Raw genomic sequence first — 25,268 nt, 5'->3', positions numbered from 1 at the left:
TCCTGACCGGGCCCTCCGGACAGGACGTCGTCCAAGGTCCCTTACCCCGAGAAGTCCCGATGCTGCCGACCGGTTGTCCCGCGGGGTAACAGTGCTTCGGGCAATTCCTCGGTCAGGGCCGCTTCGCGGGTTTTCTCAGGGCGCGGGGGAAGACGGCTGGTTATGGATATTCGCAGGAGGAACAACGTGACGGTCAGTGGCCCACCTGAGGGGACGGTGGTGGTGCTGGCGCACGGGTTCGGCTGCGATCAGAACATGTGGCGGCTGGCAGTGCCGGCCCTGGAAAAGCGGTACCGGGTGGTGCTGTTCGACTATGTCGGCTCCGGCGGTTCGGATCTGTCGGCCTGGGACCAGGAGCGGTACTCCTCGCTCCGGGGTTACGCCCAAGATGCCGTGGAGGTCTGCGAGGAGCTGGACCTGCGGGGAGCGGTGTTCGTCGGCCATTCGGTCAGCGCCATGGTCGGGGTGCTGGCCGCGCAGGCGGCGCCGGAGAGGCTCGGGGCGCTGGTGATGGTGGCTCCCTCGCCCCGCTACATCGATGACGACGGCTACCGGGGCGGTTTCAGCGTGCAGGACATCGATGAGCTGCTGGAGTCCTTGGAGTCGAACTATCTCGGCTGGTCCGGCGCGATGGCTCCGGTGATCATGAGCAATCCGGACCGGCCGGAGTTGGGGCAAGAACTGACGAACAGCTTTTGCGCCACCGATCCCGACATCGCCCGCGTTTTCGCCCGCACCACATTCTTGTCCGACACCCGCGAGGAGCTGAAGAGCGTGAGCGTGCCGACCCTGGTACTGGAGTGCTCCGAGGACATGATCGCGCCCCGCGAGGTCGGCGCGTATGTGCACGCCGCGATCCCCTCCTCCCGCTTGGTCACCCTTGACGCCACCGGGCACTGCCCGCAGTTGAGCGCGCCGGAGGCCACCGCCGAGGCGATCCTTGAGTTTCTGGCGGCCTTGCGTTGATGCGCCGCACCGGCGAGGAGCCGGGGGAGGGACCGGAGCCGACAGATGTCCAGGACGCCGCGGGCACGGGTGCTGCGTTCTCCGCACTGTTGGAGGACAGCGCCGAAGATCTCTACGAGTCGGCTCCCTGCGGCTACCTGTCGACGCTGATGGACGGCACCGTCGCGAAGATCAACGCGACGCTGCTGGAGTGGCTCGGGGTGGAGCGCGAGGCAGTGGTGGGCCGAGCCCGCTTCGCTGATCTCCTTTCCGTCGGCGGGAAGATGTACCACGAAACACACTTCGCGCCGCTGCTGCGTATGCAGGGCGAACTGAGCGGTGTCGCCCTGGAGATGAAGGCTGCGGACGGGCGCCGACTGCCGGTGCTGGTCTCCTCCAGGGTCAAGCGCAGCAGCCAGGGTGAGCCGCTGCTGATCCGCACCACCGTCTTCGACGCCTCCGACCGCCGCGCCTACGAGCAGGAACTCCTGCGCCGTCGTCGGGAAGCCGAGCAGGCACGCGCCGACGCCGAGCGCGCCCACGCGGAGGCGGAATCGGCCCGCCGACAGGCCGAGGCCGACCGGGAACGCCTGACCGACGCGCTCGCCGTGCTTCAGCAGTCCCTCGTGCCCTCCGCACTGCCTGCCGTGCCGGGCCTTGAGGCAGCCGCCTACTACCACACCGCCTCCCCCGACCGGCTGGGCGGTGACTTCTACGACTTGTTCCCGCTGAGCAAGGGCCGGTGGGCCTTCTTCCTCGGAGACGTGTGCGGCAAAGGCCCCCAAGCGGCCTCCCTGACCTCATTGACCCGCTACACCCTGCGCGCCGCGGCCCTCCACGATCCCGAGCCGGCAGCAGCCCTGACGACGCTGAACTCCGTCCTGCACGAGCGGTACGCCACCAGCGGCGACCCCCGCTACTGCACCGTCATCTTCGGCGTTATGGAGCCCTGCGGCGACCACGGCCACACGACTGTGCGCCTTGCGTCCGGCGGACACCCCCCGGCACTGGTGGTGCGGGCCGAGGGCCGCACCGAGTATCTGCCCACCCCCGGGGGGCTCCTCGTCGGCGTCCTGGCCGCCGCCCGGTTCAGCACCACGCAGACCACGCTAGGCCCGGGCGACACCCTCCTGCTGTACACGGACGGCCTCACCGAGGCCCGCACCGGCCCCACCCGCGAACACCTCTTCGGCGACGAAGCCCTGCAACGCTTCGCCACCGAGCACGCCCCCGCCACGCCCCAAGAGATGATTACCGCACTGACCGGGCTGCTGGAGAGCTTCGGCGGCGGCCTGGACGACGACACCGCCCTCCTCGCCCTCGGCGTCCCCGCCACCCATCCGAACGCCCACCCGGCAACGAAGCAACAAGCATGAGCCCGCTGAACATCACCCACCGCACCACCACCACCGGACCGGTTCTGCACGTGGCCGGCGAACTCGACTACGCCCAGGCCACCGCCCTGCGCGAGCACGTCGAACGCCTCGTCCTGGGCCCCGGCCAGAACCTGGTCATCGACCTGTCCGACCTGGAATTCTGCGACTCCACCGGCATCACCGCCCTCCTGGCCGCACGGCAGCACGCCCAAGCCGCCGGCGCCGACGCGGTCTTGTCCGCTGTTCCCGCCGACACCCTGCGCATCCTCGCCATCGCCGGCCTGGACCACGTCTTCACCATCCGCCCCAGCAGAGACAGCATGTGAGATTCACGCCACCTTGCCGTGCCGGGAGAACGGGGGCGCCAAGAATTGCCGGTTTCAGGCATCACGAGTCACCTGTGCCTGCTCCTGTGGGCGGGAGACTTCTGACGTGCAGCCCGGCTCGCGCGGGCCTTCTCGTCTTGCGTTTTCCTGTCCGCCGCCTTCCTGGCCATGGCCTTTTTGGCGGGCGGGTTCTTCGGTCCCGGTGCCCGGTCGGTGGGCTTCTCAGCTCGCCTGACCGGACGGCGCCGGGAGGAACGAGGAGGCTCCACTTCGTCATCCTCTTCCTCGGCCTGTTCCTCTACCTCGTCCAGTTCACCGTCCTGTTCTTCATCCTCATCGGTTTCGCTCTCCGGGAGCGAGCCGGTGCGCTGTTGAAGGGCGCCGGTCAGGGAGGAGATGCCTCGGCTGGTCGTTGCCGAGAGGGCGGCGCGGCCGGCGTCGAGGAGTTCGCCCCGCATCTGTTCGACGAGCTGCCCCACCAAGGGGTTGGCCGTGAGTTTGCCGACTCCCTGGCCGACCGCAGCCGTGGGATCCACGCCTCGGGCCGCAGCGACGGACAGAAGAGCCAGGACCAGCTTCCCCTTCTTCGTCCGGCCCGCCATGTAACCGACCGCGAGGGCCGCAGTGAGAGACGATTTGTTGCTGGTATCCATAACGATGCCTTGTCAGAGAGTGCACTCGGTGCCCCTGACGCCCTCTGTGTGACCGAGAGGAGTGGCGTCAGCGGAAGACGACGTTTCCCCACGTTCCAGATTCCTCCGCCCGGCGCAGACGCGCATCTTCGGAGAAGCGGAGCCAAGACTGGGGTCGGGTTGCGGGGGTAGGTGCACAGGTGTTCGCAGCACCTGCACTGACCGAGCAGGTATCGCACGAAGCGGACGGGATCCGTGGAGCAGATAGAAGTGGCAACACCTGGTGGTACAGCGACGGGGCCTTCGGGCGAGGCCAACATCGCCCTGGACGGCGAGCCGGGGATGATCGCGACGGCACGCCGTTTCACCGCTGACTTCTTGGCCCGGTTCCGCGACGGCCCCGGGCCGCCGCTGTCCTCCCGGTTGAGCGGTGTGGCCGAGCTGGTGGTCAGCGAGCTGGTGACGAACTCGTGCAAATATGCGCCTGGTCCCTGCCTCCTGGAGCTGAAGCTTGACGATTCGGTCCTGGAGGTCACGGTGTGGGACTCCGATTCCACGCTGCCTCTCGCATATGCGGCTGAACCTGGCCGGATCGGCCAGCACGGTATGGAGATCGTCCTTGCCCTGTGCGAGGGCTACGACGTGCAGCGCGAACCCGTCGGAAAACGCATCAGAGTCCGCATCAGCGTGAACGACAGCCAGCGGGACGACTCCGCGGAGTGCCGTTGACCTGACCGGGAAGTACTCATCATTGCCGACGCGACTCGCCGGGCACTCATTTACGGAGCGGCGGCAGCGGACCCGTCACACCGGCAGGACTTCGGCCGTGCCGTGGCGGTCCGTCCAGGTCGAGCGGTGGGCGCGGGCCGCCCCCAGGGCCCGGCGGCGGGCCTCGGCCGGGACCGGGAGGGCGCACAGGGCGTCGGCCGTGTGCAGCATGCGCGTGGCGAAGTGGTGGCCGAGCGGGGTGAGGTGTCCCGAGGCCAGGATCGTGGTGGTCGCTTCGCGGGTGGCGGTGCGCCAGCGGGCGAAGTGGGCGTGTGCGGCGGCCCGTTGTGCGGTGTGCGGATCGGCTTCGCGGCGGCGGTTCCAGAACTGGGCGACGCCCAGGTGCGCGTACGCGCCGTGGAACAGGCCGAGCAGCGGGCGCGGGTCGGGGCGCCAGGGGGCGTAGTACAGCTCGGGGGCGGCCGTGTCGAAGAGGTCGAAGAGGTGCAGCAGAGCGGCGAACTTGTTGTGCTGCATCTCGTGGGTCAGGGTCACGGCGAAGCCGGTGCCGCTGTTCGGCAGGGACATCGCGACGCAGCCGAAGGTCTCCGCGCTGCTGCCGCTGACGCTGCCGGGACCTACGCGCGTCAACGGCACCAGAACCCGGGGTCCTGCGGTCAGTTCCGCGTACGGGACGGGGTGGTCGGTTCGGAGCAGCCGGTACGCGTCGTGCGCGGTCGACCGCCAGCGGCGCAGGTCGTCGGCGCCGATGGCGCCCGGCTGCGGTACGGCGCCGGGGAAGCACGTGGGGTCGAGGGCGCCGAGGACCAGCGGGGCGCCGGTGTCGGCCCCGGTCAGGATCCGCCCGCCGTGCCAGCGGCCCCGCACCGTGTACGGGTCGGGCGGCACGGTCAGCGGCAGCGAGCCGGCTGCGCCGACGCTGACCTGTCCGTCGGCGGTCACCCGCAGTTCGGCGCTGTCGCCGGCCCTGACGCCGGGGAGGTGCGCGCGGCCGAGCGACGGCAGGGCGACCCAGGGGTCGGTCGCCGTCCACCGCACGCTGCCGGGCAGCGCGGCGCGGGCCGTGGCAGCGGCGGCTATCGCGGTCAGCCAGTGCACGGGAGGAGCCGGGGGCGTGGCGGCCAGGGGCGGGTTCGGGCCCTGCTCCCCCGCCCGCTGTACCCGGGCGAGCAGCCCGGCCAGCGCCGGGCCCGCCGAGGGGTGGGCGATGACCGCTGCCGTCGCTTCGGGGGCCGCCCGCTGGGCTGCGGCCAGCAACTCCCAGGCTTCCTGAGCCTGTTGGCCGGTCGCGCCGCTGATCTCGCGCGCCGCAGCGGTGATCGCGTGCACGCAGGCGAGCCGTCTGCTGTACTCGGCGCGGGCGAGCAGCAGCAACGCCTCGGCCCCGCCGCCGCCTTCGGCGACGGCGTCGAACAGCGGGCCCGGCATCCGATGCGGCGCCGGCGTCATGCCACCGCCCCCACGTCGGCGGCGAGCCGGCCGCGTACCCGGGTGATCAGGGCGGTGAGATCGGCGCAGTACACACTGCGGTTGGCGAACCCGGTGTCCCTGCGGTAGCGGTTGGCGTAGTGCCCGCCGCCGCACACCTGGTGCAGCGGGCAGGCCAGGCAGTCGGCGCACAGCGCGTCGGCGCCCCACTGGCGGGCCGCGACGCCGGGGTGGCGGAGCAGCGTGTCGAACGAGTGCCGCCGCAGGTCGAGTCCGGTGGCCGCGGCGCCCGCGTAGGCGGTGCGCAGGGTGTCGTCCTGGGCGAGGGCCCCGTCGGTCTCCACGACGGCGTAGCGCACCGGGCGCAGGCCGAGGGCTTCCGTCGCCGGCGTGGCGCCGAGGAGCAGCGCCATGAGGTCGTCGAGCAGCCGGATCCGGGTCTCGCTGACCGGGGCGCCGTACCACCGCTCGAAGACGGCCCACAGCCAGTCGGCGTACGGGGTACGCCCGTCGCCGGGGGTGAGGCCGGGCGGTGGGGTGTGCCAATTGCCCAGCGGCAGCAGGAAGTCGAGGGACGGCGGGCGGTGGGCGAGCAGGTCCTGGTAGACGCGTACGGGGTCGTTGCGCAGGTCGACGGTGCACAGCAGCCCGGCGAAGAGGTGCCGGTACGGCCCTTCGGAGAGCAGCCGCAGCGCTTCACGTACGCGGGTGTGGCTGCCGCGCCCGTCGGCGCCCTTGCGGTGGCGGTCCTGGGCGGCCCTGCCGCCGTCGACGCTCACCCCGACGCGGATGCCGTGTTCGGCGCACAGGTCGAGGCGGCGCTCGGTGAGCCGTACGCCGTTGGTCTGCAGGGACAGGTTCAGCCGTATGCCGTCGCCGACGGCGGCGCGCAGCACCCGGGCGGTGCGGGCGAGTGTGGTGTCGCCGGCGAGGAGCGGTTCGCCGCCGTGCAGGACGACACCGGCTTCGCGCAGGCCGTGCGCCGTGAGGTGTTCGGCGATCCTCGTGCCGGCGAGGTCGACGGTCCCGTCCGTCATGGTGCGCGGCTGGGTGCGCCAACTCTGGTCGTGGGAGCGGTACATGTAGCAGTAGTCACAGGCGAGGTCACAGCGGCTGTGGATCTTGAGGACGAAGGAGTGCAGCGGGGACGGCACCCAGCCCGCCGCTTCCCTGGCCGTCACGTCGGCGGCCGTCGGCCAGGGCAGCTCGGCCTGCCGCAGTGGCGGTCGACTCATCGGCTTCCCCCCGAAGTCGTGCGCCTGCCGTCCGTGGCCGACCAGGAGCGGGGACCGGCGGGGCGGAGCACACCATGTTCGTCCCATGTTCGTTCGGGCGCCGAACAGCGTCAACATCACGATTGAGCCAAAGGGGTTCCGAACAGGGCGAGTTGCCGGTCAGGAACGCGTTGTCCGGCCCTGCTCGCCGGGCGGGGGTGGCGGTACGCTGGAAGGGACACGCTTTCCCTGACGCGTACTCGCTGGGCGGGCCATGGCGGAGCGGCCCCGAGACACCACGGAGCGCATATGACAGCCGCAGCCAAGGGCGTCATCCCCGGCGCTGACGCCGAGTCGGCCGTACTGGACATCTCGGATCTGCCGCTCGCCGACATCGCCGCCCTGCCGGACTCGGTCCTCGGGGACGTGCTGCGCCGGGTGCGCGAGAGCTGCGCGGCGGGCGACCCGTTCGTCACGGGTCACTCCGAGAGTCTGTGAGATGCCTGTCGGCGCTTCTATACTGACATCTCTCATTGTTCCGTTATATCCATTAAGTCCACCTTCCTTGCTCCGCCGCACGGAACGGAGAGGCCATGCCCGACGCCGACCCCTTCGCACCCTCTGGTCCCTTCACCGTTTTCTTCACCACCTCGGAGAACCTCGGGCTCAGCACCACCATGCGCAACGCGGCGGACATCCTCGCCGAGGGCAACCGCAGTGTGCTGATCGTGGACGGCCGGCCGGGTGAAGCGGCGGGGCCGCCGGTACCCGAACCCACGCCGGGGACGGTGGCGTACGCGGTCCGTCCGGACGCGGACTCACTGACCGGTCTCGGCTCGGACCCGGTGGCCGCCGGTTACGACCATGTGTTCGTCGAGGCGCCGGTGCCCGACGCCCCCGGAGCCGCGGTGCCCGGCCTGCTGGCGCGGTTCGCCGACTCCGTCGTCATCTGTTTCGCGATGACCGCGTGGTCCATCGACGGCGCGGCCGCGCTCGCCGAGGACCTGTCCGCGGTGCGCGCCACCCGGCCGCTGCGGCTGCTCACCCTGGGGCTCAAGAGCGACGTCGGGTCCCGTGACCGGCTGCGGGTGGCGCGCGAACGGGTCCGGCGCAAGTTCGGGCCGCTCTCCCAGGCACGCGGCCAGGGCGAGATTCCGTTTCTCGAAATCCCGTACAACCCGCTCTACATGGACAGCAGACGGCTCGCCGTCGAGAACGAGGACGCGGGTACGGTCACCGGCCTGCGCCCGTACTACGCGCAGCTCGCCGACTGGCTGCGCGAGCGCAGGCCGCTGCCGCTCAGCGATGTCACCGTCGTGCACTCGGGACGCCATGTGCCCTGGGCCGCCTGGCTGGCGGACCGGCTGGGTGACCGGGGCATCGAGACGGAGCTGCGCAGGAGCGACATGTACGCGGGGGAACGCCCCACCCCCGGCACGGCGCTGCTGTTCCTCTCGCTGCCCGACGCCGACGACACACTGCTGGCCCAGGTCGCCGCGCTGTCCCACGCGGACGTGCGGATCGTCCTCGTCGACGAGCCGTTCTCGGACGCGGACACCGCGCACCACGAGCGGATCGATCTGCGCGGCACGACGGAGGACGAGGCCCTGCGGATCCTCTACGCGAGCCTGCGGCTCGGCCCCGTGGTGCCGCGTGACGGTACGTCAGGGGCGCGCTTCCCCCGGCTGCCCGGGGTGACCAACGTCGCCGAGCGCAACGGCGACTTCGTGGACCGTGACACGGCGCTGGCGCAGCTGGCGAGCGAGCTGCGGACGGCGGGCGAGGAGCACGCGGCGCTGGTGCTGCACGCCCCGAGCGGCTGGGGCAAGAGCGAGACCGCGCGGGAGCTGTGCCACCGCTACGGCGCCGGGTACGACGTGGTGTGGTGGGTGCGCTCCTGGGAGCGGCTGCGGGTACGGCGCGGGCTCGCCCGGCTCGCGGGCCTGCTCGGCATCGTCGCGGCCGACGGCGGGGTGGCCGAGCTGCTCGGCCGGCTGTCGGATCCCGCTTTCCCGCTGGACGGCGACAGCGACCGGGACGGGAGCTGGCTGATCGTCTACGACGGCGTGGCGGACTTCGCCGAGGTGCGCGATCTGCTCCCCGTCCCGCACGAGCGCGGGCATGTGCTGATCACCGGCCGTACGGCGCCGCCGCAGGACGGCGGAAGTCTGCGGCTGACGGGCTCGGCGCTGCCCCGGATGACGTCGGCCGAATGCCGGGCCCTGCTGCGGGAGCGGCTGCCGGAACTCGCCGCGGAGCAGGCCGAACAGGTCGGCAACGTGGTGGACTTCGTCCCGCTGGCGCTGTGGCTGGCCGCCCACTGTCTGGCCGAGCGCGCCGAGACCCACCGGCGTGACGACCACATGGGGCAGGAGGCGTCGACCCGGGCCGCGGTCGCCGATGTCGTCGAGGCGTTCCGCACGGCGAAGACCGACATCCTCGACACGGCGGAGGCGGCGCCGCCCGTCGAGGTCATGGTGCGAGTGGCGCGGCGGGTGGCGCAGAGCACGCCGGGGGCCGCCGCCTGGCGCGCGGAGAGCTCGGCGCGCATGCCGCTCGACTGGCTGCTGAACGCCGCCTCGCTGCTCACCGGGCGCGGCATGGGGCTCGAACTGCTGCGCTCCCGGCGGATTCTGTCCGAGCTGGCCCGCGACGACTCGGCGGGACCCGAGAACGGCAGCACGGTGCAGCCCCATCCGGACGACGTGCAGCTGCCCGACGAGCACATGGTGAGTGTCGCGTTGTGGTCGCTGGCCCAAGTGGGCCTGATCGACGTCGACTTCGACCGGAAGGAGCAGCCGCTGGCGCAGCACCACGCGCTGCGCGACCTGATCCGCGACGGAATGGCGCCGCAGGAGCGGCTGCATGTCGAGTCGGTCCTGCGCGGCGTCATCGCCGAGTACGTACCGCGCGCCGAGGAGGCCCTGCCGGCCGACTGGGCGCGCGAGGTGTACTCGCTGCGGCTGTGGGAGGACTCCCGGCCCCGGGTGCGCCGGTCGCTGCTGCGCCATCTCAACGCGCTGAGCCAGCGCGGGGAGAGCGCCGACCTGGACCGGCTGCTGGACATCGCCGACAAGGCACGCGCCGCCTGGGCGCCGGAGGGTGACGAGGAGACGCCGGAGTATCTGCGGCTGCTCAACCTCACCGCGCGCGCCCACCGGCTGGTCGGGGACTACGAGCAGTCGCGGCGCCAGTCCGAGCAGGCGCTGCGCGGCCACCGCAGGCTGCTGGGGCTCGTACACCCCCGTACGCTCCTGTCGGCCGACTCGCACGCGGCGACCTTGCGCGCGCTCGGCCGGTTCGACGACGCGCTGATGCAGATCCGGCCCGCCGTCGAGGGGCTGACCCTGCTGCTGGGGTGGAAGCACGAGGCGACCGTGCAGGTGGAGCACAACCTCGCGCTGACGGAGGCGCTGACCGGCCGCATCGACCAGGGGCTCGACCGGATCCTCGACCGGTTCCGTTACCGGCAGTCCATGGGCGGCAAGGACGACGCGGCCTCCTGGCGCTCGGCCGACCTGCTCGCCTACCTGTACCGGATGACGGGCAGGGACGGCGAGTCGCGGGATCTGCTGCGCCAGGAGCTGCGCCGCCACGGCGACGTGTGGGACCTGGCACGGCTCAGGACCGAGGTCGGACTCGCCGTCAGCGAGCGCCGTCTCGCGGATGGTTACCCCGCGACGAAGGACCCGAGGTACGGCTTCGAGGGGGCCCACGAGCGGGACCGGCGGGCACTGGACCTGTATGTGAGCCGCTTCGGCGCCGACCGGTTCGACACGCTGCGCTGCCGGTTCAGTTACGCGGCCGACCTGCACGCGCTCGGCAAGTTCGAGGACGCCGAGCTGCAGGCACGCCGGTGCGGTGTGGCGCTGGCCGACCGGTTCGGCCCCGGTCATCCGTACACCGCAGCCTGCCAGGTCCGACAGGGCGTGTATCTGCGCTCCCTCGGCCGGTCCGACCAGGCGGAGGAGACGGGCCGGTCGGCCCTGAACGTGCTGACGCACAAACTGGGCCATGCCCACCTCTGGGTGGCCGGGGCGGAGAACTCGCTCGCGGTCACCCTCGCGGCAGCGGGCAAGACGGACGAAGCGGTCGTCCAGGCGTACAATGCCCTCACCCGGCTGCAGCGTCTGGGGATCGGGCACCGGCCGGACGCACGGCGGGTGAAGGCCCATCACGACTGGCTGACGGGTTCAACGAGGGCCCGCACCGAGCCGCCGTCGGGATTTGACGTCGACTACGAACTACCGGGCCTGTAAAGGCGTTTGAGCTTTGCCAACCGGAAAGGGCGAGGAGACGTGGCAGTACCGGCGGAGCACGTGTCCCAGACTTTGCGAGAGCATCACTGGTCCAGCCAACTCCACGGCACAGTAACGGAGTTGGCACAGGAAACCGCCGCTGCCACGCCCGCCGTCCGGTCACTCTCGCACTACAGCGCGGGCACCCTCGACTTCGTGGTGTGCCGCGCCCGGCGGGCGCCGCTCAGCAGCACACTCCTGGAGAACGGTGACGACCTCCAGGACGAGTCGCTGGCCGGCAGCCGGCTGTTGCTGTGCACCCAGGATCTCGGCTCGCTCCTGCGCCCCCTGGGCACGGGCGAGTTGATGCGCACGGTCGTCGCCAACGCGGGCGGCGGTCTGTGGGGCGGCCGCGTCAAGCCCGGGGAGTACGTGGCGGCCGTGGCCGACGCGCCGGACGACGTACCGGCGATGGACGAGGCCATGAACGAGCTGGTCACCCGGATCCGCACGCAGGTGCACAAGCTGCCCAGCGAGATGCTGGGCGGGCCCGAGTCGGCGCCGGTCCAGGACACGCCCCTGAGTGCCCAGTTGCGGGTCGACTACGGTACGGCGGCCGAGCCGGACGGCCCGTACGAGCAGCGGCTGCGCGCGTTGTGGGGCAGCCATCTCAGCACCTCGGACCTGCAGTACGCCGCGTACTACCGGGATCGGACGCTGGTCTGCGTCGGCGATGTCTTCGACGCGCCCGACCTCGGCCCGCGCTTCATGGACGTCAGTGTGCGCACCCGGCGCACCGCCTACCGCGATCTCGCGTTCAGCCTGGGCAGCCATCTGGCCCGGCTGGCCGACGCGCTGTGCCTGGTCGCGATCCCCGGCGCCGATCAGCCGGTGGTGGAGCGTCTGGTGCTTGACGTGCAGGAGGGCGCCGTGTTCGTGACCTGGCCGTCGCCCGACGAGTTCGTCGTCGGGGTGACCCTCGACCAGACGCAGGTCCGCCCGGCGGAGGACCGGCTGACCCGGCTCGCCGCGGCCCTGCACAGGGTCACGCTGCCGCGGCAGCGCTGAGCGTCTCCCACACCTCCTCGGCCAGCACCTCGACGGAGCGGGCAGCGGTCAGCGGATGCGGCGGGCCCGGATTGCCGAGCAGATGGACGGGCAGCACCTCGACGGCGTTCTCGTACTCCCGGCAGATCCGGCGCAGTTCGTCCCACCGGTCGCCGGCGGGCGCGCCGGACCCCGGCGTCCGGTGCCAGTCCGCGACGGAGCTGCGGAAGGTCTCCGTGAGGGTCCGGGTCAGGGTGGCGCAGCCGAGCTTGCTCAGCTCCGGCTGGGTGACGGTGCGCCGCGCAGCCCGCTCCCCCGCCGCCAGTTCGCGGGTGACGGCGTCGAGGACCGAGAGCGTCTCCTGGAAGCGGCGGGCGACCGGGCCCGGCAGGCTGTCGGCCGGCGCCTCGGGTTCAGCGGGGTGCCCGGTCGCCGCCGCGGGTTCCGGCGTGCCGGTGTCCCGGGCGAGGGAGGTCATGGCCTGGCGTAATTCGGCCAGTTGGACGTTCTGCTGGGCGAGTTCGCGGCGCATCCGCTCGCCCAGCTGTTCCAGTTCCGTCGCGCGCCCGCCGTCGGCCAGCCGTCCAGCGAGCCGTTCGAGGGCGTCGTTCACCTTCCGGTCGAAGTCGGGCTGCCGGTAGACCAGCGGCGGTGATCCGACCAGCCGGCTCAGCCGGTCCTGCATGTGCTGCGGGACATGGCCGTTGACGACGATCAGCGCCTCGAAGCGGGCGGGCAGCACGGCGTTCCGCAGGCCCTGCACATAGGCGGCGACCCGCTCCGCGTCCTCGGCGCCGAGTACGGAGCGGGTGACGATGACGGCGAGCAGGGCCTTCGGCGCGGGGGCGAGCCAGTAGACCACCTCCTCGGCGGGGTCCGAGGCGTCGGGCGGCTGCGGGGACGACATCCGGGCGGGCACCGGATCGCGGGAGGCGATGCGCCACTGCCCGAGGCTCAGCGCGTCGTGCACGACGGCGGCGACCTGGTCACGGGAGACCTTCTCGTGCAGGGCGCGGACGGCTCTGAGGACGGCGGCGGGGGTCACTTCGCGTACCGCGCCGTGGGTGTCCTCGCTGAACAGCCAGGCCTGGCTGCAGGTCTTGAGGATCTCGCGCGGCAGCCCCTCGGTCTGCTCGTGCAGCGTCCGCAGGGTGTCGGCGCCGAAGAGTTCGGCGAACGGGGCCGACGCCTCGTCCTCGCCGCGGCGGCCCGCCTCGACGTAGGCGGCGACGAGCTCCCCGGTGAGTTCCCTGGTGAATCCCTCCGGCCACACCTGGAGCAACCGCTCGTGCAGACTGGGCCGCAGTTCCTGGAGCCCGGCCGCCGAGATGCAGAAGATCAGCAGGCCGCCGCGGCTGACGTAGATGTTGACCAGCCGTTCGAAGGCATCGACGAAGACGCGCCTGCTGTCCTGCGGCCAGTCGAGCACCTTCTCCAGCGCGTCCACGAGCAGTACGTAGGGACTGCCGACCCTGCCGTGCATGAAGCCCTGCACCGCCAGCGCGTCGAAGACCTGGTCGATGCCGGCGGCGGTGTCCGGCCGGCCGCTCCCCGACGGCGGCACGATGGCCTCCGTGATGCCCCGCTCGCGCAGTGCCTCGGCGGGCTCCTCGCCGTTGAGCCAGGCCCACACCAGCCGGGTGAACAGGGGGTCCTGGAGCAGGGCCAGCGCGGTGGCGAACCGGCGGTGCTCGGTGATCTCGCCCAGCTTGCCGCGCAGATCGGCGTGAATCACCTCCGGGTCGTAGCGCAGCGCCGAGACCACCTTGCCCGGGTCGAGGCTGCGGTCGCGCAGTCCGGCCGCGATCTCGTCGAGGCTGCCGAGCCGGGGGTCGCCGCCCTGCTCGCCGACGCGGTTGGCCGTCACGTACGCGTAGTAGTCCCTGACCAGCTCCTCGAAGGCGCGCCGCCCCTGCGGGGTGTCGCCGGGCCCGCGCAGCCGGTCGCGGTACATCCGGCCCATGTCCTGGGCGGGCTCGTCGACGATCCACATGGCGGGGCCGTCCGGACGCCTGCTGAGCGAGGTGTAGATCTGCCGCAGCACATGGCTCTTGCCGAGGCCGAAGCTGCCCACGACGGCGATGGCCCGGCCGCGCCTGCCGCCGGTCGGATTCTCCACCAGGTAGTCGTCCACCAGCCGGTTCAGCTGGTCGGACGTGGGCGTCGCGATGCTCGCGTTGCCCGAGTCGGCCGCCGTCACCGGCGCGTCACCGAGGTCGGCCGAGGGACCGAGCCGTACGACCGGTATCAGCGGGAAGGGGTTGCGGTGCCAGCTGTAGCCACTGCCGGTGGTCATGGAGGCACTCCTTATGATCCGGTGGACGTCTGGGGGCTGTGCCGGGTCAGGGACCTGAGGTCGGGCGCGCCGGGCTGCCAGTGCCTGCTCAGCTCGTCGGCGGTGATCGGCGTACCGGCCGCTCCGTGCCGCCGCCGTTCGGCGGCCGCGTAGAAGACCTGCCGCAGTTCCCGCACGTCGGCGGGCTGCTGGGCGTCATGAGCCGCTATCAGTCCGGCCCTGACGGCGGGCGGCAGGTCCTGGGGGCGGCTGTGGTGCGGGCCCGCGCTGAACTTCACGGTGTCCTCCGACGTCAGTTGGCCGAGCGCGAGATGGGTGACCGCGCCGTCCGGCAGTTCGCCGATGACCGCCTCCGCCGCCTCGTTCGTCTCCTGGCTCACTTCGACGAAAAGTACGATCCGGGTCCGCGCGTGGTTCAGACAGGTCTTCAGGAAGTTGGTGCGCACCCCCGCGTCCTTCCAGTCGATGTGCGGAATGACCGCGAACAGCAGCGCGTCCTGCTGGGTGAGGAGGACGCTGATCGCGCCGAACGCCTTCGCCGGCGGCTCCTCGGCTATCGCCGGGTCGATCTTGACGTCCTCGAAGTGGCGGCACAGTGTGGCGTGGATCTGGTCGCGGATGTTGCCGTTGACGACCGGCATCGCCGCGAAGTCGCCGTTCTCGTCGATGCTGATCCCCGACCCGGTGTTGCGGTATCCGCCGGTCATCGCGACGATGCGGCGCAGTGCCGGCGGACTGCCGGCGCCGGAGAGCCGCGCGATGTACTCGCCCGCCTCGTATATGCACCGGTGGATGAGGGTGGTCTTGCCCATCCCGCGCGGCCCGCTCACGACCACCAGCCGCCCCGCGCCGACGCCGGGGGTCACCAGCTCGCCGAGCCGGTCGAGGGTCTGCTGTCCGAAGCGGGCCACCTGCTCGCGCGCGTGGTCGACGTCGACCCACTGGGCCGTGTGGCCCGGTTCGTCCCACGGGACCAGCGGGTGGTCGTCGGTGGGCGGGGTTTCCAGGCCCGGCAGGCTGTGTCTGCGACCCGGCACCCGCACCCCGTACGGGTTGTCCTCGACCGGTGTCATACGCCGCTCCCGGTCGGACGGTCCCGCAGGGCGCGCCACCACCAGTACACGAAGGTCCGGCTGAGGTCCGACGCCTGCGGGAGCTGACGGTCCATCAACTGCCGTACCCGGTCCGCTTCGTGTTTTCTGCCGTCGGAGCCGAGCGGCACCCCTTCGCCGTTCTCCGGCAGGCGCTGGGACAGCGGCAGCCCGTCGGCCAGCCGCCGGGCCGCCCTGCCCCTGGCCCCGGTCCCCTCCACCTCGGCGAAGGCACCGGTCAGCGCCTCGCGGGCGGCCAGCAGCTCGGCGTGGTCGGCTTTCGGGTCGCGCTCGTACGCGGCGAGGTAGAGCCGCGCCGCCGACCGGAACGTCTGCCGGGAGGTCTCCAACCGCTTCTTGAACGACCGCCGTTCGCCGAGGCTCCGGTCCCAGAACTGCACGAGCAGGGTCAGCAGGGCGCCGAGCACCACCAGCGGCAGCTGCGCCCACTGCGTCAGGAGGCTCGCCAGCCAGCCGCCCTCGCCCTCGGGCGCGGAGCCCGGCGACTCGGAGCCGGCCGCCATGAGCGCGTCGCAGGCTCGGCCGAAGTCGTCGTCGCGCCGCTCGGCCCACGCCGTGAGCGTCATCGGGGCGGCCGGCCCGCCGGTGGGCTCGACGGCGCCGTCGGCCGTCGCACCGGGCTTCAGCAGGCCCAGCCGTACCGCGGCCGAAGCGAGCCCCGCACGGTGGGAGTCGTCCAGGCAGTAGACCAGCCGCACATCGCGCTCCTTGCCGCCGTCGTCGGCGGCGGCAGTGGCGGCGGCCGGCGCGGTGACCGCCGTCAACAGGAGTCCCACGATCATGGCCCGGCGCAGCGGCGCCGCCCGCCGGCTGCGCCTTTCCCGCTGTCTCATGCGCGCCCTCCCCGTCCGGCCGCTCCGGTGTGCCGGTCCTTCCCGTCTCGCGTGGCTGTCCTGTCCCGCCGTACCGGCCGTGCTCAGGTCAGGGAGTCCGGCCAGCCGGCCGGCTGGGGTTCGGCGGGTGCGGGGGGCCGTTCGTCGCCGGTCCTGCGGCGGCGGGCGCGCGGGCCGGACCCCCACAGCCGGGGCGGGTGCGCGAGCAGCAGCCGCGAGCCGCCGTAGAGCAGGTTGACGGTGACCACGGCGGGGCCGACGACGGCGACCGTGCCGGGGAAGTCACGTTCCAGGGTGAGCGCGATGAGGACGGCCGTGATGCCGTTCTGCTGGGCGAGACCGAGCGCGATCCGGTCCCGCCGGTCGAGACCGCGTACGAACAGCGGCATGACGAGCAGCGCCACCACCGCCTGGGCGGCGAAGGCGGACACCCCGAGCAGTAGTCCCGGCCACAGCCGGACGCCCTGCGCCAGGAAGAGCCCGAGGGCGAGGAAAGCGGCGAGGAAGGCGCCCGTGACGGCCCGGCCGAGGATCTTGTCGAACGCCGCCGTGCGGACGACGAGCCCGGCGACGGCCACGGCCAGCATCAGCATGTTCCCCGCGGCGACCAGCAGCATCGCCACCACCAGCAGCCCGGCGAGCAGGAGTCCGGCGCCCCGGCCCCGGGGCGCGGCGGCCAGGGCCGGGGCGGCTTTCCGCCCGGCCCACCACAGCAGCAGGACGACCGCGAGCAGGGCCGCGTTCAGCGCGAGCCCGGTCGCGTAGCCGCGCGTACCGCCGCCGGTCACGGCGGGCACGCCCGTACGGCCCGACGCCGTGTAGGCGTAGCCCGCCGCGTACAGCGTCAGCAGGACGGTCATCGGGTCGTCGAACGACGCCCAGGCGGTCAGCAGCGAACGGGCCCGGTCGGACATCTGGCCGCTGCGGCCGAGGGCGGCGACGGAGAGCGGGTCGATCTGGGCCACCGCGATCCCGAGGACCAGGTACTCGGGCCGGCCGAGGGCCAGCACCATGACGCCGGCGATGAGCGCCGCCTTGAGGACGACGCCGAGGGTCACGGCCGCCAGCACACCGGCCAGGTCGGCGCGGAGCGCCTTGATGTCGATGCCGTAGGTGCTGCCGTAGAGCCCGACGGCGAGCAGGAAACCGGCGCAGAACACGTACCCGGTCGTGCCGACCAGCGCCGTGGGGTCCAGTAGGAGACCGAGGGCGACGCCCAGGACCAGCGCGGCCGCCCCGCCGAGCACGACGGGCGGCACGGGACCCGGCAGCGAGAAGGACCGGGCACGTTCGGATGTCGCCAATGCCCCTCCCCCTCCCCCGGCGTGCGCGCACGCGCGCGACTGAATCGTATGGGGACGGAGCACCGGCGGAAAGCAGAACTCCCGCCGTTCACCCGGAGGTTGGCGCTTTATGGCCCGTATCGACCTGATTGTGTCCGAGGGTGAGCGCGGGGCATCGCCGCCGGAGCGGGTCCCTCTGTCACGATGCCCGGCACCGGGGGCCGCCGAACCTTCAGGCGGCGACCGCGAGTCGCACGGTGATGCGCTTGCCGACGAGTTCGCGCCGTACGTCGAACCCGTCGCACAGCGAGAGGATGATCTCCATTCCGTGCTGGCCCACCCGGCCGGGGTCGGCGGCGCGGGCGAGCGGCAGCGTGGAGTTGCTGTCCCAGACGGTGATCTCGACCATGTCGTCGGCGAGTTCGAGGTCCAGCAGGCAGGGGCCGACGGCGTACTTGCGCGCGTTGGTCACCAGCTCGCTCACCACGAGCTGCGCGGTGCCGATGAGCCGGCCGGAGAGGGCTTCGCCGTAGCCGGTGCGGACCTGGGCGAGGAAATCCGCGGTGAAATGACGCGCCTCGGCGATCATCCCCGGTTCGCCGTCGAACGCGATGCCACCCTTCGGCGACTGGTTCGCGGCTGCCGCCCCGCGTGTGCTGTTCAATGCAGTCCGCTCCATGGCTGCTCCCCCCAGAGACCCGCGCGGTCGGCGTGGGTAGTTTTTGCGACCACCGGCCGGATACCCCGTTACGGCCGGGCTAGGCACCGGCCCCCGGATCAGTTGAGGGCGCCCGCGCCGAGGAGGCCGAAGAGCAGCAGCCCGATCACGATGCGGTAGATCACGAAGGCGTTGAAGGAGTGCTTGGCCACGAACTTCAGCAGCCAGGCGATCGACGCGTAGGCGACGACGAACGACACGAGGGTGCCCACGACCAGCGGCCCGGCTCCGGTGCCGGTGCCGAGCGCGTCCTTCAGCTCGTAGATACCGGCGCCGGTGAGGGCAGGGATGCCGAGGAAGAAGGAGAGCCGGGTGGCCGCCACCCGGTCGAGGTCGAGGATGAGCGCGGTGGACATGGTCGCGCCGGACCGCGAGAAGCCGGGGAAGAGCAGGGCGAGGATCTGCGAACTGCCCACCAGCATCGCGTCCTTGAAGGTCGTGTCGGCTTCACCGCGCCGGTGCCTGCCCATCTGGTCGGCGGCCCACATCACCCCGCTGCCGACGATCAGCGAGGCCGCCACCACCCAAAGCGACGCCAGCGGCCCCTCGATCAGCGGTTTGGCCGCCAGGCCGACGATGACGATCGGGATCGTCGCGTAGATGACCCACCAGGCGAACTTGTAGTCGTGGTTCTGCCGCTCGTCCTGGTGCGCGAGGCCCCGGAACCAGGCGCCGACGATCCGCACGATGTCCTTGAAGAAGTAGACGAGCACGGCCGCGATGGCGCCCACCTGGATGACGGCGGAGAAGCCGACGACCGAGTCGTCGTCGACCGGGATGCCCATCAGCCCTTCGGTGATCTTCAGATGGCCCGTGGACGAGACCGGCAGGAACTCCGTCACCCCCTCGACGGCTCCGAGAATCACGGCCTGGCCGATACTGATCACGCTCATCGGGTCTCTTTCCGGACAGCAGATGGTCTACCGCACTGTAGACGATCGCCGCGACCGGATCATGCCGGGGTGAGCCGGTCCAGCAGAGCCAGCGCTTCCCGTACGGTGCCGCGCTCGGCCCGGGTCCAGCGCTCCTGGATCTCTCCGGCCAGCCAGTCGGCACGCGCCTGCGCCTGCCCCTGGACGAGTGCGCCGCCCGCCTCGCTCAGGCTGATCAGCTGCCTGCGGTCGTCGCCCGGGTCGGGGTCGCGCCGGAGCAGCCCGTGCCGGTCGAGCGCGGCCAGCGTGGCGGCCATGGACTGCGGGCGGACCCGCTCGACCGCCGCGAGATCACCTGCGGACGCGGCGCCGCCCGCCAGCCTGCCGAGCACGGAGGTCTGCGCGGGGGTGAGATCGTGGGCACCGGTGACCTCCTGGAGCCGGCCGCGCAGCCGGCTGAGGACCACCCGCAGTTCGTGTGCGGTGAGCGAGGACCGCTCGGTGATGTCCTCGGGCGTCTCGTCCATGCGGTCACCCTAAGCTGACGGATCGGGCCGAAGGGTCCAAGCCGAACGAGGGAGCGGATGTGCGGCGCATCGAGGTGGCGCAGCGGCGCGCGAGACTGGCGGTCCGGCACCGGCTGGCCGGTGCGGCGCGTGCGGACGATCCGGTGGAGGTGGCCCGCGATCTGGTGGCCCTGCACAGCACCGACCCGTCGTCGGTCCATGTCGCGGCCTGGGTACGGATGAACGACGGCGCCGCCGGTGCCGTGGAGCGCGCGCTGTACGAGGACCGTTCGCTGATCCGGCTGCTGGGGATGCGCCGTACCGTCTTCGTCACCTCGCTCGACGTGGCCCCGGTGCTGCAGGCCGCCTGCTCCCGTACGGTCGCCGCGCGCGAGCGGCGCAAGCTGCTGGGTTATCTGGCCGAATCGGGCGTGGCCGACGACGAGGCCGGGGTGCTGAGCTGGCTCGCCGGTGCGGAGGACGCCGCGCTGCGGGCGCTCACCGCGCGCGGCGAGGCGACCGCGGCCGAACTGGCCGGTGACGATCCCCGGTTGAGCACGCAGATCGTGCTGTCGCGCGGCAAGAGCTACGAGGGCCGGCAGAACGTCGCGAGCAGGCTGTTGCTGCTGCTCGCCGCCGAAGGACGGGTGGTACGCGGCCGGCCGCGCGGCTCCTGGACCTCGCACCAGTACCGCTGGGCGCCGCTGACCGACTGGTTCCCCGGCGGGCTCGCCGAGTGGGACGCCGAGGACGCCGAGGCGGCACTGGCCGAGCGCTGGCTACGGGCCTTCGGCCCCGCGACCGCCGAGGATCTGAGCTGGTGGGCGGGGTGGACGAAGACACAGACCCGGCGGGCGCTGACCCGGCTCGCACCGGTGGAGGTGGAGCTGGGCGACGGCGGCGGTACGGGGCTGCTGCTCGCCGACGACCTGGCGGACACCCCGGAGCCCGAGCCGTGGGCCGCGCTGCTGCCCGCGCTGGACTCGACCCCGATGGGGTGGCACGAGCGCGGCTGGTTCCTCGGCGCGCACGGGCCCCGGCTGTTCGACCGGGCGGGCAACATCGGGCCCTCGGTGTGGTGGAACGGCCGGATCGTCGGCGGCTGGGCGCAGGACGGCGCGGGCACGATCGTCTGCCGCTTCCTTGAGGACGTCGGGGCGGACGCCGAGGCCGCCGTGCGGGCGGAGGCGGACCGGCTGGCGCCGCTGCTGGCCGGCGTACGGCTCAGCCCGCGCACCCGTGGCCGTACCTGGCTGGAGGACGAACTGGCCGCCGGATAGAGCCGGGGGGCAGGGGGCGCTCAGGCGGGGCTCAGGCGGGGATGGCCGCTTCGACCAGCGTCGCCGCCATGGCGCGCGCGTCGGCGGCGACACCCACCGGGTCGTGGTCCAGCCGGGCGGCGACGGTCGCGCCGTCGGAGACGAGCGTCAGGTTGCGGGCGAGCCGGTCGGGGTCGGCGGCGCCCGCCTCACGGGCCAGCTCGGTGAGGAGCCGGCGGCGGTCCTGCCGGAAGGAGTCGGTGGCCTCCACGACCGGGCTGCCGGGGGTGGCCTCAGCGCTCGCGTTCGCGAAGTGGCAGCCGTTGAAGGCGGGGGCGACGAACGTCTCGGCCAGCAGGTCGAACACGCCGACCAGCCGCTCGCGCGGGGTGTCGTAGTCGGCGGCGAGCCGGGTCGTCATCCGCTGCGCCCAGCGCGCGTGGCGCCGTTCGAGATAGGCGCGGATCAGTTCGTCCTTGCTGCCGAAGGTGTTGTAGAGGCTCGCCTTGGCCACGCCCGCCTGGGCGATGACCCGGTCGATACCGACCGTGCGGACACCTTCTCCGTAGAACAGCTCCTCCGCCGCATCGAGCAGCCGCTCGCGCGCCGTCGTTCGATCCGCAGACTTCGTCGCCATGCGCCAACGGTACTAGACAGGTCTGTATGGTGGCAATCGCCGGGCGCGCCGCCGGGCAGCGGGCCGACGGCCGAAAGGGAGAATCGCGGAGTGACCGAATCCTCAGCGGGCGCCGACCACTCGGGTACGACAGCGGGCGGCGCCGACGCGCACACGCCGTTCCGTTCCTTCCTTCGTACGGAGACGGGCAGCGCGGCCGTACTGCTCGCGGCCGTCGTCGCCGCCCTCGTCTGGGCCAACATCAGCCTCGCGTCGTACGAGACCGTGTGGCGGACGGATCTGGCGCTGCGCCTCGGCTCGTACGGCGTCACGCTGGAGCTGCGCGAGTGGGTCAACAGCGGTCTGATGGCGGTGTTCTTCTTCGTCGTCGGCCTGGAGGCGCGCCGCGAGTTCGACATGGGCGAGCTGCGTGAGCGGCGCCGGGTCGCGCTCCCCTTCGTGGCGGGGATCTGCGGGATGCTGCTGCCGGTCGGGATCTTCCTCGCCTTCAACGCCGGGCACGGCACGACGCACGGCTGGGGCGCGGCGATGTCCACGGACACCGCGTTCGCGCTGGGCATGCTGGCCCTCCTCGGCAAGCGACTGCCGGCCGCCGTACGGATGTTCGTGCTGTCGGTCGCCGTCGTGGACGACTTCGTGGCGCTCGTCGTCATCGGGGTCGCCTACAGCGACCACATCGTCCTGCCGGGGCTGCTGGTGTCCGTCGGCGCGCTGGCCGTCGTCCTGGTGATCACCCTCGCGGGGCTGCGGCGCGGCGGGGCGTACGCGCTGCTCGCGGTGGTCGCCTGGGTGGCCATGCTGGAGTCGGGGGTCGACCCGATCGTGGTCGGTCTGGCGATGGGGCTGCTCACCTACGCGTATCCGGCGGCCCGCAGCGATCTGGAGCGGGCCAGCGGTCTCTTCCGGCTGTTCCGCGAGCAGCCGACCCCGGAGCTGGAGCGCTCGGCGCGGCTGGGGCTCGCCTCGGCGATCTCGCCGAACGAACGGCTCCAGCGGATGTACCACCCGTGGAGCAGCTATGTGATCGTGCCGCTGTTCGCGCTCGCCAACGCGGGCATCCGGATCACCGGGAGCGAGCTGGCGAACGCGTTCACCTCCCCGATCACGCTGGGCATCCTGTGCGGCTTCGTCGTCGGCAAGCCGGTCGCCATCTTCGGGGCGTCCTGGCTGGCCACCCGGGTCAGCGGCGGCCGGCTGCGGCCGCCGGTCGGCTGGGGCGCGACGCTGGCGGGCGGCGCGAGCGCCGGTGTCGGATTCACCGTCTCGCTGCTGATCGCGACGCTGGCCTTCAGGGGCGACCAGCTGGAGGAGGCGAAGATCGGCACGCTCAGCGGGCTGATCGGCGCGTTCGCCGTCACCTGGGCGGTGACCGCGGTGATCGGGCGGCTGCCCAAGCACCGGCGCAACCGCGCGCTGCTCGGGACGACGGAGCTGATCGTCGACCTCGCGGTGCCCGTCGACCCGGAGCGCGACAAGGTGCGCGGGCCGATGGAGGCGCCGGTCACGGTGGTCGAGTACGGCGACTTCGAATGCCCTTACTGCGGCCAGGCGGAGCCGATCGTCCGCGAGCTGCTGGCCGACTTCGGGGACGTCCGCTACGTGTGGCGGCATCTGCCGCTCACCGATGTCCATCCGCAGGCGCAGCTCGCCGCCGAGGCGTCGGAGGCGGCGGCCGAGCAGAACGCCTTCTGGGAGATGCACGACCTGCTGCTGGACCACCAGGACGCGCTGCGGGCGCCGGATCTGCACCGGTACGCGGCGGATCTCGGGCTCGACATGGAGCGGTTCCGGCGCGACATACGGCACAGGCGCGGCGCGGCACGGATCGCCGAGGACGTGGAGTCGGCAGATCTGAGCGGGGTGTCGGGGACGCCGTCGTTCTTCATCAACGGCCGCCGGCACCGGGGCGCCTACGACATCGGCCATCTCTCGGCCGCGGTGCGCGAGGCGCGGCAGCGGGCGGCGCTGGTGCCGCCGTCCTGACGGTCCTCGCACCGGTCCTTCCGGGCAGGGACAACGGCGTGGGCCCGGCGGACGGTCGTGCCGTCCGCCGGGCCCGTGGCGCGGTCTGCTGGTGCTGCGGTTACGGGTGGTGCTGTGCGGTCAGTGCCTGAAGGCGTCCTTGCCCTTCTCCTTCGCCTGCCGCATGTCACCCTTCGCCGCCTCGGCGCGGCCTTCGGCCGTCATGCGCTCGTTGCCCACCGCGCGGCCGACTGTCTCCTTGGTCTTGCCCTTGATCTGCTCGACCTTGGCCTCGGTCTTCTGGTTCTTCTTCGCGGTCACAACAATCACGTCCTGACGTACTCGAAATCGGTGGACACCCTTCGCATGGCCGCGATCCGGAGGGCCAAACATCGGTTTTTCGGCCGGACCGATCAGCCGAGCCGGGTCAGGTCGGGCCGCAGCCGGTGCCAGACCGGCTGCCGGACGACCCGGCCCGAGGTCCAGCCGGAGATGGTGATCTCGGCGACGAGCCGGGGCTCGACCCAGTGCGGGGCCGGTACGTCCACGGGGTTGGCGAAGGGCGAGCCGCCGCGCGGGATCACGCCCAGATAGCGCGCCAGGTCGTGCCGTTCCCGCTCGGACATGCCGGACCCGACAGCGCCCACGTACCGCAGCCCTTCGGGCTCCGCGAGGCCCACCAGCACCGCTCCCGGCAGCCCGGCGAGCCCGCCGCGGCCCTCGGCCCAGCCGCCGATGATCACATCGACGGTCAGCAGATGCTTGGTCTTGCGCCAGTCGGGTGAGCGCAGCCCCGGGGTGTAGCGGGACGAGAGCCGTTTCGCCACGACGCCCTCGAAACCGCCGCGCAGGGTGGCGTCCCAGGCCTCCTGGCCGTGCCCCTCGATGTAGCCGGGGGCGGACCAGTTGGGGCCCGAGACGCCGAGGGCGGCCAGGGCCGCCCGGCGCTCCCGGTAGGTCCTGCCCAGCAGGGAGGTGCCGTCCAGCCACATCAGGTCGAACAGGACGAGATGGACGGGGTACTCGACAGCCAGGCGCGCGGCCCTGCGCGGGTTGGTCACGCCCATCCGGCGCTGGAGCAGCCCGAAGTCCGGCCGCCCCTTGGCGTCCAGCACCACGACCTCACCGTCGAGGACCGCGGCCCTGCCGCCGAGCTGCGCGCCGAGGGAGGCCAGTTCGGGGTAGCGGGGTGTCGCGTCGTTGCCCGCGCGGGTGGTCAGCCGTACGGCTGCGTCGGACGCGACCTCGACGACGCACCGCACGCCGTCCCACTTGACCTCGTACGCCCAGAGCGCGCTCCCGTCGGGGGCGCGCTCGTCGTCGGCCGGGAGCGGTCCTGGGACCGCCAGCATCGGCCTGATCAGTGCCGGGTCGGCGGCGCTTCGGTCGGACGTGGCCATGCTTTCGATGATCGGGGCAGTTCGCCCTTGCCGCCTCGCGAGCGCAGCGCGTACTGGAGCTTGCCCTCCGAGGAGCGCATCGAGCGCAGCGCGAGCATCAGGACCCCGATGTCGTCCAGGTACACGGGGTCGGGCACCAGGTCGGTGGGGAGTACGAGATAGATCATCGCCGCCCAGAACACCCAGCGGTTCTGGACCGGCAGTCCTGAGGCGCGCAGCCGGCGCCTGGTCCGCACCAGGCGGACCGCCAGGACGATCGCGAAGCCGACGGTGACTGCCACCACGACGGCGGCGACGGCAATGAGGATCTGGAGCTCACGGCTCATGGTGATCTCCTCCTTCGGGGTCGGCCTCCGGTACCGGATACCCCCGGCGCGGCGCGCCACCCGGGTCCCGGCCACTGATTGTCCGTCAGCGGCCGTGCCCGCGGCGGGGCGTGACGAGCGTAGCGAGGG

23 protein-coding genes are annotated in these 25,268 nt (G+C 72.1%); 9 read left to right on the top strand and 14 right to left on the bottom strand.

Annotation, left to right across the window (positions count from 1 at the left end):
• Positions 1–162: 162 nt before the first annotated feature.
• From OHS57_RS29945 to OHS57_RS29935, 3 genes are read left to right on the top strand one after another with little or no spacing between them, the layout of a single operon-like run.
• Positions 163–966, top strand: coding sequence for an alpha/beta fold hydrolase (locus tag OHS57_RS29945; RefSeq protein ID WP_041992259.1), 804 nt, complete (start codon positions 163–165; stop codon positions 964–966).
• Positions 966–2,321, top strand: coding sequence for a PP2C family protein-serine/threonine phosphatase (locus tag OHS57_RS29940; protein WP_328583893.1), 1,356 nt, complete (start codon positions 966–968; stop codon positions 2,319–2,321). The genes OHS57_RS29945 and OHS57_RS29940 overlap by 1 nt, the downstream gene beginning before the upstream one ends.
• Positions 2,318–2,647, top strand: coding sequence for an STAS domain-containing protein (locus tag OHS57_RS29935; protein ID WP_328583892.1), 330 nt, complete (start codon positions 2,318–2,320; stop codon positions 2,645–2,647). Before OHS57_RS29940 ends, OHS57_RS29935 begins: the two co-directional genes overlap by 4 nt.
• A 68-nt stretch (positions 2,648–2,715) precedes the next feature.
• Here the strand turns inward: OHS57_RS29935 and OHS57_RS29930 are convergent, their stop codons facing one another.
• A complete protein-coding gene (locus OHS57_RS29930) occupies positions 2,716–3,300 on the bottom strand; it encodes a hypothetical protein (protein WP_328583891.1) in 585 nt (194 codons plus the stop codon).
• 234 nt (positions 3,301–3,534) lie between these two features.
• Between OHS57_RS29930 and OHS57_RS29925 the strand changes: the two genes are divergently transcribed.
• Entirely contained in the window at positions 3,535–4,008 is a 474-nt protein-coding gene (locus tag OHS57_RS29925) for an ATP-binding protein (RefSeq protein WP_328583890.1), read from the top strand.
• 75 nt (positions 4,009–4,083) lie between these two features.
• On the opposite strand, the gene OHS57_RS29920 is transcribed toward OHS57_RS29925, so the two are convergent.
• Together OHS57_RS29920 and OHS57_RS29915 are read right to left on the bottom strand one after the other, a co-directional pair.
• The gene (locus OHS57_RS29920; RefSeq protein WP_328583889.1) at positions 4,084–5,457 is read right to left on the bottom strand and encodes an aKG-HExxH-type peptide beta-hydroxylase; all 1,374 of its coding nucleotides are present in this window, start codon (positions 5,455–5,457) and stop codon (positions 4,084–4,086) included.
• On the bottom strand, positions 5,454–6,671 hold the full coding sequence (locus tag OHS57_RS29915) for an FxsB family cyclophane-forming radical SAM/SPASM peptide maturase (protein WP_328583888.1): 1,218 nt from the start codon (positions 6,669–6,671) through the stop codon (positions 5,454–5,456). Before OHS57_RS29915 ends, OHS57_RS29920 begins: the two co-directional genes overlap by 4 nt.
• Positions 6,672–6,959: 288 nt before the next feature.
• On the opposite strand from OHS57_RS29915, the gene fxsA reads away from it, so the two are divergent.
• The 3 genes from fxsA (at position 6,960) to OHS57_RS29900 (ending at position 11,956) form a co-directional block, all read left to right on the top strand.
• Positions 6,960–7,148 (top strand): FxSxx-COOH cyclophane-containing RiPP peptide, encoded by a 189-nt coding sequence (gene fxsA / locus OHS57_RS29910; protein WP_041992244.1) that lies wholly within the window; start codon positions 6,960–6,962, stop codon positions 7,146–7,148.
• A gap of 95 nt (positions 7,149–7,243) precedes the next feature.
• Entirely contained in the window at positions 7,244–10,909 is a 3,666-nt protein-coding gene (fxsT, locus tag OHS57_RS29905; RefSeq protein ID WP_328583887.1) for an FxSxx-COOH system tetratricopeptide repeat protein, read from the top strand.
• A gap of 120 nt (positions 10,910–11,029) precedes the next feature.
• The gene (locus tag OHS57_RS29900) at positions 11,030–11,956 is read left to right on the top strand and encodes a hypothetical protein (protein ID WP_328583886.1); all 927 of its coding nucleotides are present in this window, start codon (positions 11,030–11,032) and stop codon (positions 11,954–11,956) included.
• Here OHS57_RS29900 and OHS57_RS29895 read toward each other — a convergent pair.
• The 7 genes from OHS57_RS29895 to OHS57_RS29865 all read right to left on the bottom strand — a co-directional run bounded on the left by OHS57_RS29895 (position 11,934) and on the right by OHS57_RS29865 (position 19,576).
• Entirely contained in the window at positions 11,934–14,231 is a 2,298-nt protein-coding gene (locus OHS57_RS29895) for a hypothetical protein (protein WP_328583885.1), read from the bottom strand. The genes OHS57_RS29900 and OHS57_RS29895 overlap by 23 nt on opposite strands.
• An 11-nt stretch (positions 14,232–14,242) precedes the next feature.
• Positions 14,243–15,304 carry an ATP-binding protein gene (locus OHS57_RS29890; RefSeq protein WP_041992232.1) on the bottom strand — a complete coding sequence of 354 codons (1,062 nt, stop codon included), beginning with the start codon at positions 15,302–15,304 and terminating at the stop codon, positions 14,243–14,245.
• Entirely contained in the window at positions 15,301–16,176 is an 876-nt protein-coding gene (locus OHS57_RS29885; RefSeq protein WP_328583884.1) for a hypothetical protein, read from the bottom strand. Before OHS57_RS29885 ends, OHS57_RS29890 begins: the two co-directional genes overlap by 4 nt.
• A gap of 83 nt (positions 16,177–16,259) precedes the next feature.
• Complete coding sequence (locus OHS57_RS29880; protein WP_328583883.1) at positions 16,260–17,480, bottom strand: hypothetical protein; 1,221 nt, start codon at positions 17,478–17,480, stop codon at positions 16,260–16,262.
• A gap of 211 nt (positions 17,481–17,691) precedes the next feature.
• Entirely contained in the window at positions 17,692–18,123 is a 432-nt protein-coding gene (locus tag OHS57_RS29875) for an ATP-binding protein (RefSeq protein WP_328583882.1), read from the bottom strand.
• Positions 18,124–18,236: 113 nt separating this feature from the next.
• Positions 18,237–19,070: an undecaprenyl-diphosphate phosphatase gene (locus OHS57_RS29870; RefSeq protein WP_041992225.1), complete on the bottom strand. Its 834-nt coding sequence runs from the start codon at positions 19,068–19,070 to the stop codon at positions 18,237–18,239.
• Positions 19,071–19,129: 59 nt separating this feature from the next.
• Positions 19,130–19,576, bottom strand: coding sequence for a MarR family winged helix-turn-helix transcriptional regulator (locus OHS57_RS29865; RefSeq protein WP_328583881.1), 447 nt, complete (start codon positions 19,574–19,576; stop codon positions 19,130–19,132).
• A gap of 68 nt (positions 19,577–19,644) precedes the next feature.
• Between OHS57_RS29865 and OHS57_RS29860 the strand changes: the two genes are divergently transcribed.
• Positions 19,645–20,835: a winged helix DNA-binding domain-containing protein gene (locus tag OHS57_RS29860; protein ID WP_328585202.1), complete on the top strand. Its 1,191-nt coding sequence runs from the start codon at positions 19,645–19,647 to the stop codon at positions 20,833–20,835.
• A 31-nt stretch (positions 20,836–20,866) separates the two neighbouring features.
• Here OHS57_RS29860 and OHS57_RS29855 read toward each other — a convergent pair whose 3' ends face one another.
• Positions 20,867–21,451, bottom strand: coding sequence for a TetR/AcrR family transcriptional regulator (locus tag OHS57_RS29855; protein WP_328583880.1), 585 nt, complete (start codon positions 21,449–21,451; stop codon positions 20,867–20,869).
• A 90-nt stretch (positions 21,452–21,541) separates the two neighbouring features.
• On the opposite strand from OHS57_RS29855, the gene nhaA reads away from it, so the two are divergent.
• On the top strand, positions 21,542–23,434 hold the full coding sequence (nhaA, locus tag OHS57_RS29850; RefSeq protein WP_328583879.1) for a Na+/H+ antiporter NhaA: 1,893 nt from the start codon (positions 21,542–21,544) through the stop codon (positions 23,432–23,434).
• A gap of 120 nt (positions 23,435–23,554) precedes the next feature.
• Here the strand turns inward: nhaA and OHS57_RS29845 are convergent, their stop codons facing one another.
• The 3 genes from OHS57_RS29845 to OHS57_RS29835 all read right to left on the bottom strand — a co-directional run bounded on the left by OHS57_RS29845 (position 23,555) and on the right by OHS57_RS29835 (position 25,139).
• Positions 23,555–23,734, bottom strand: coding sequence for a CsbD family protein (locus tag OHS57_RS29845; RefSeq protein WP_041992209.1), 180 nt, complete (start codon positions 23,732–23,734; stop codon positions 23,555–23,557).
• Between the two features lie 92 nt (positions 23,735–23,826).
• Positions 23,827–24,813, bottom strand: a complete 987-nt coding sequence (ligD, locus tag OHS57_RS29840) for a non-homologous end-joining DNA ligase (RefSeq protein WP_328583878.1) — start codon at positions 24,811–24,813, stop codon at positions 23,827–23,829.
• Positions 24,774–25,139, bottom strand: a complete 366-nt coding sequence (locus OHS57_RS29835) for a YkvA family protein (protein WP_041997015.1) — start codon at positions 25,137–25,139, stop codon at positions 24,774–24,776. The genes ligD and OHS57_RS29835 overlap by 40 nt, the downstream gene beginning before the upstream one ends.
• Positions 25,140–25,268: the final 129 nt, after the last annotated feature.

The sequence above is a fragment of the Streptomyces sp. NBC_00370 genome, assembly GCF_036084755.1.
In the GTDB taxonomy this organism is placed as follows: Bacteria; Actinomycetota; Actinomycetes; order Streptomycetales; family Streptomycetaceae; genus Streptomyces.
This window is presented reverse-complemented; position numbering and strand designations above follow the sequence as displayed.

What these genes read in the sequence shown, in the direction of transcription:
- OHS57_RS29945 (WP_041992259.1), top strand. Translation starts at nt 163, where the DNA reads ATGGATATTCGCAGGAGGAACAACGTGACGGTCAGTGGCCCACCTGAG.
- OHS57_RS29940 (WP_328583893.1), top strand. Translation starts at nt 966, where the DNA reads ATGCGCCGCACCGGCGAGGAGCCGGGGGAGGGACCGGAGCCGACAGAT.
- OHS57_RS29935 (WP_328583892.1), top strand. Translation starts at nt 2,318, where the DNA reads ATGAGCCCGCTGAACATCACCCACCGCACCACCACCACCGGACCGGTT.
- OHS57_RS29930 (WP_328583891.1), bottom strand. Translation starts at nt 3,300, where the DNA reads ATGGATACCAGCAACAAATCGTCTCTCACTGCGGCCCTCGCGGTCGGT.
- OHS57_RS29920 (WP_328583889.1), bottom strand. Translation starts at nt 5,457, where the DNA reads ATGACGCCGGCGCCGCATCGGATGCCGGGCCCGCTGTTCGACGCCGTC.
- OHS57_RS29915 (WP_328583888.1), bottom strand. Translation starts at nt 6,671, where the DNA reads ATGAGTCGACCGCCACTGCGGCAGGCCGAGCTGCCCTGGCCGACGGCC.
- fxsA (WP_041992244.1), top strand. Translation starts at nt 6,960, where the DNA reads ATGACAGCCGCAGCCAAGGGCGTCATCCCCGGCGCTGACGCCGAGTCG.
- fxsT (WP_328583887.1), top strand. Translation starts at nt 7,244, where the DNA reads ATGCCCGACGCCGACCCCTTCGCACCCTCTGGTCCCTTCACCGTTTTC.
- OHS57_RS29895 (WP_328583885.1), bottom strand. Translation starts at nt 14,231, where the DNA reads ATGACCACCGGCAGTGGCTACAGCTGGCACCGCAACCCCTTCCCGCTG.
- OHS57_RS29890 (WP_041992232.1), bottom strand. Translation starts at nt 15,304, where the DNA reads ATGACACCGGTCGAGGACAACCCGTACGGGGTGCGGGTGCCGGGTCGC.
- OHS57_RS29885 (WP_328583884.1), bottom strand. Translation starts at nt 16,176, where the DNA reads ATGAGACAGCGGGAAAGGCGCAGCCGGCGGGCGGCGCCGCTGCGCCGG.
- OHS57_RS29870 (WP_041992225.1), bottom strand. Translation starts at nt 19,070, where the DNA reads ATGAGCGTGATCAGTATCGGCCAGGCCGTGATTCTCGGAGCCGTCGAG.
- OHS57_RS29865 (WP_328583881.1), bottom strand. Translation starts at nt 19,576, where the DNA reads ATGGACGAGACGCCCGAGGACATCACCGAGCGGTCCTCGCTCACCGCA.
- OHS57_RS29855 (WP_328583880.1), bottom strand. Translation starts at nt 21,451, where the DNA reads ATGGCGACGAAGTCTGCGGATCGAACGACGGCGCGCGAGCGGCTGCTC.
- ligD (WP_328583878.1), bottom strand. Translation starts at nt 24,813, where the DNA reads ATGGCCACGTCCGACCGAAGCGCCGCCGACCCGGCACTGATCAGGCCG.
- OHS57_RS29835 (WP_041997015.1), bottom strand. Translation starts at nt 25,139, where the DNA reads ATGAGCCGTGAGCTCCAGATCCTCATTGCCGTCGCCGCCGTCGTGGTG.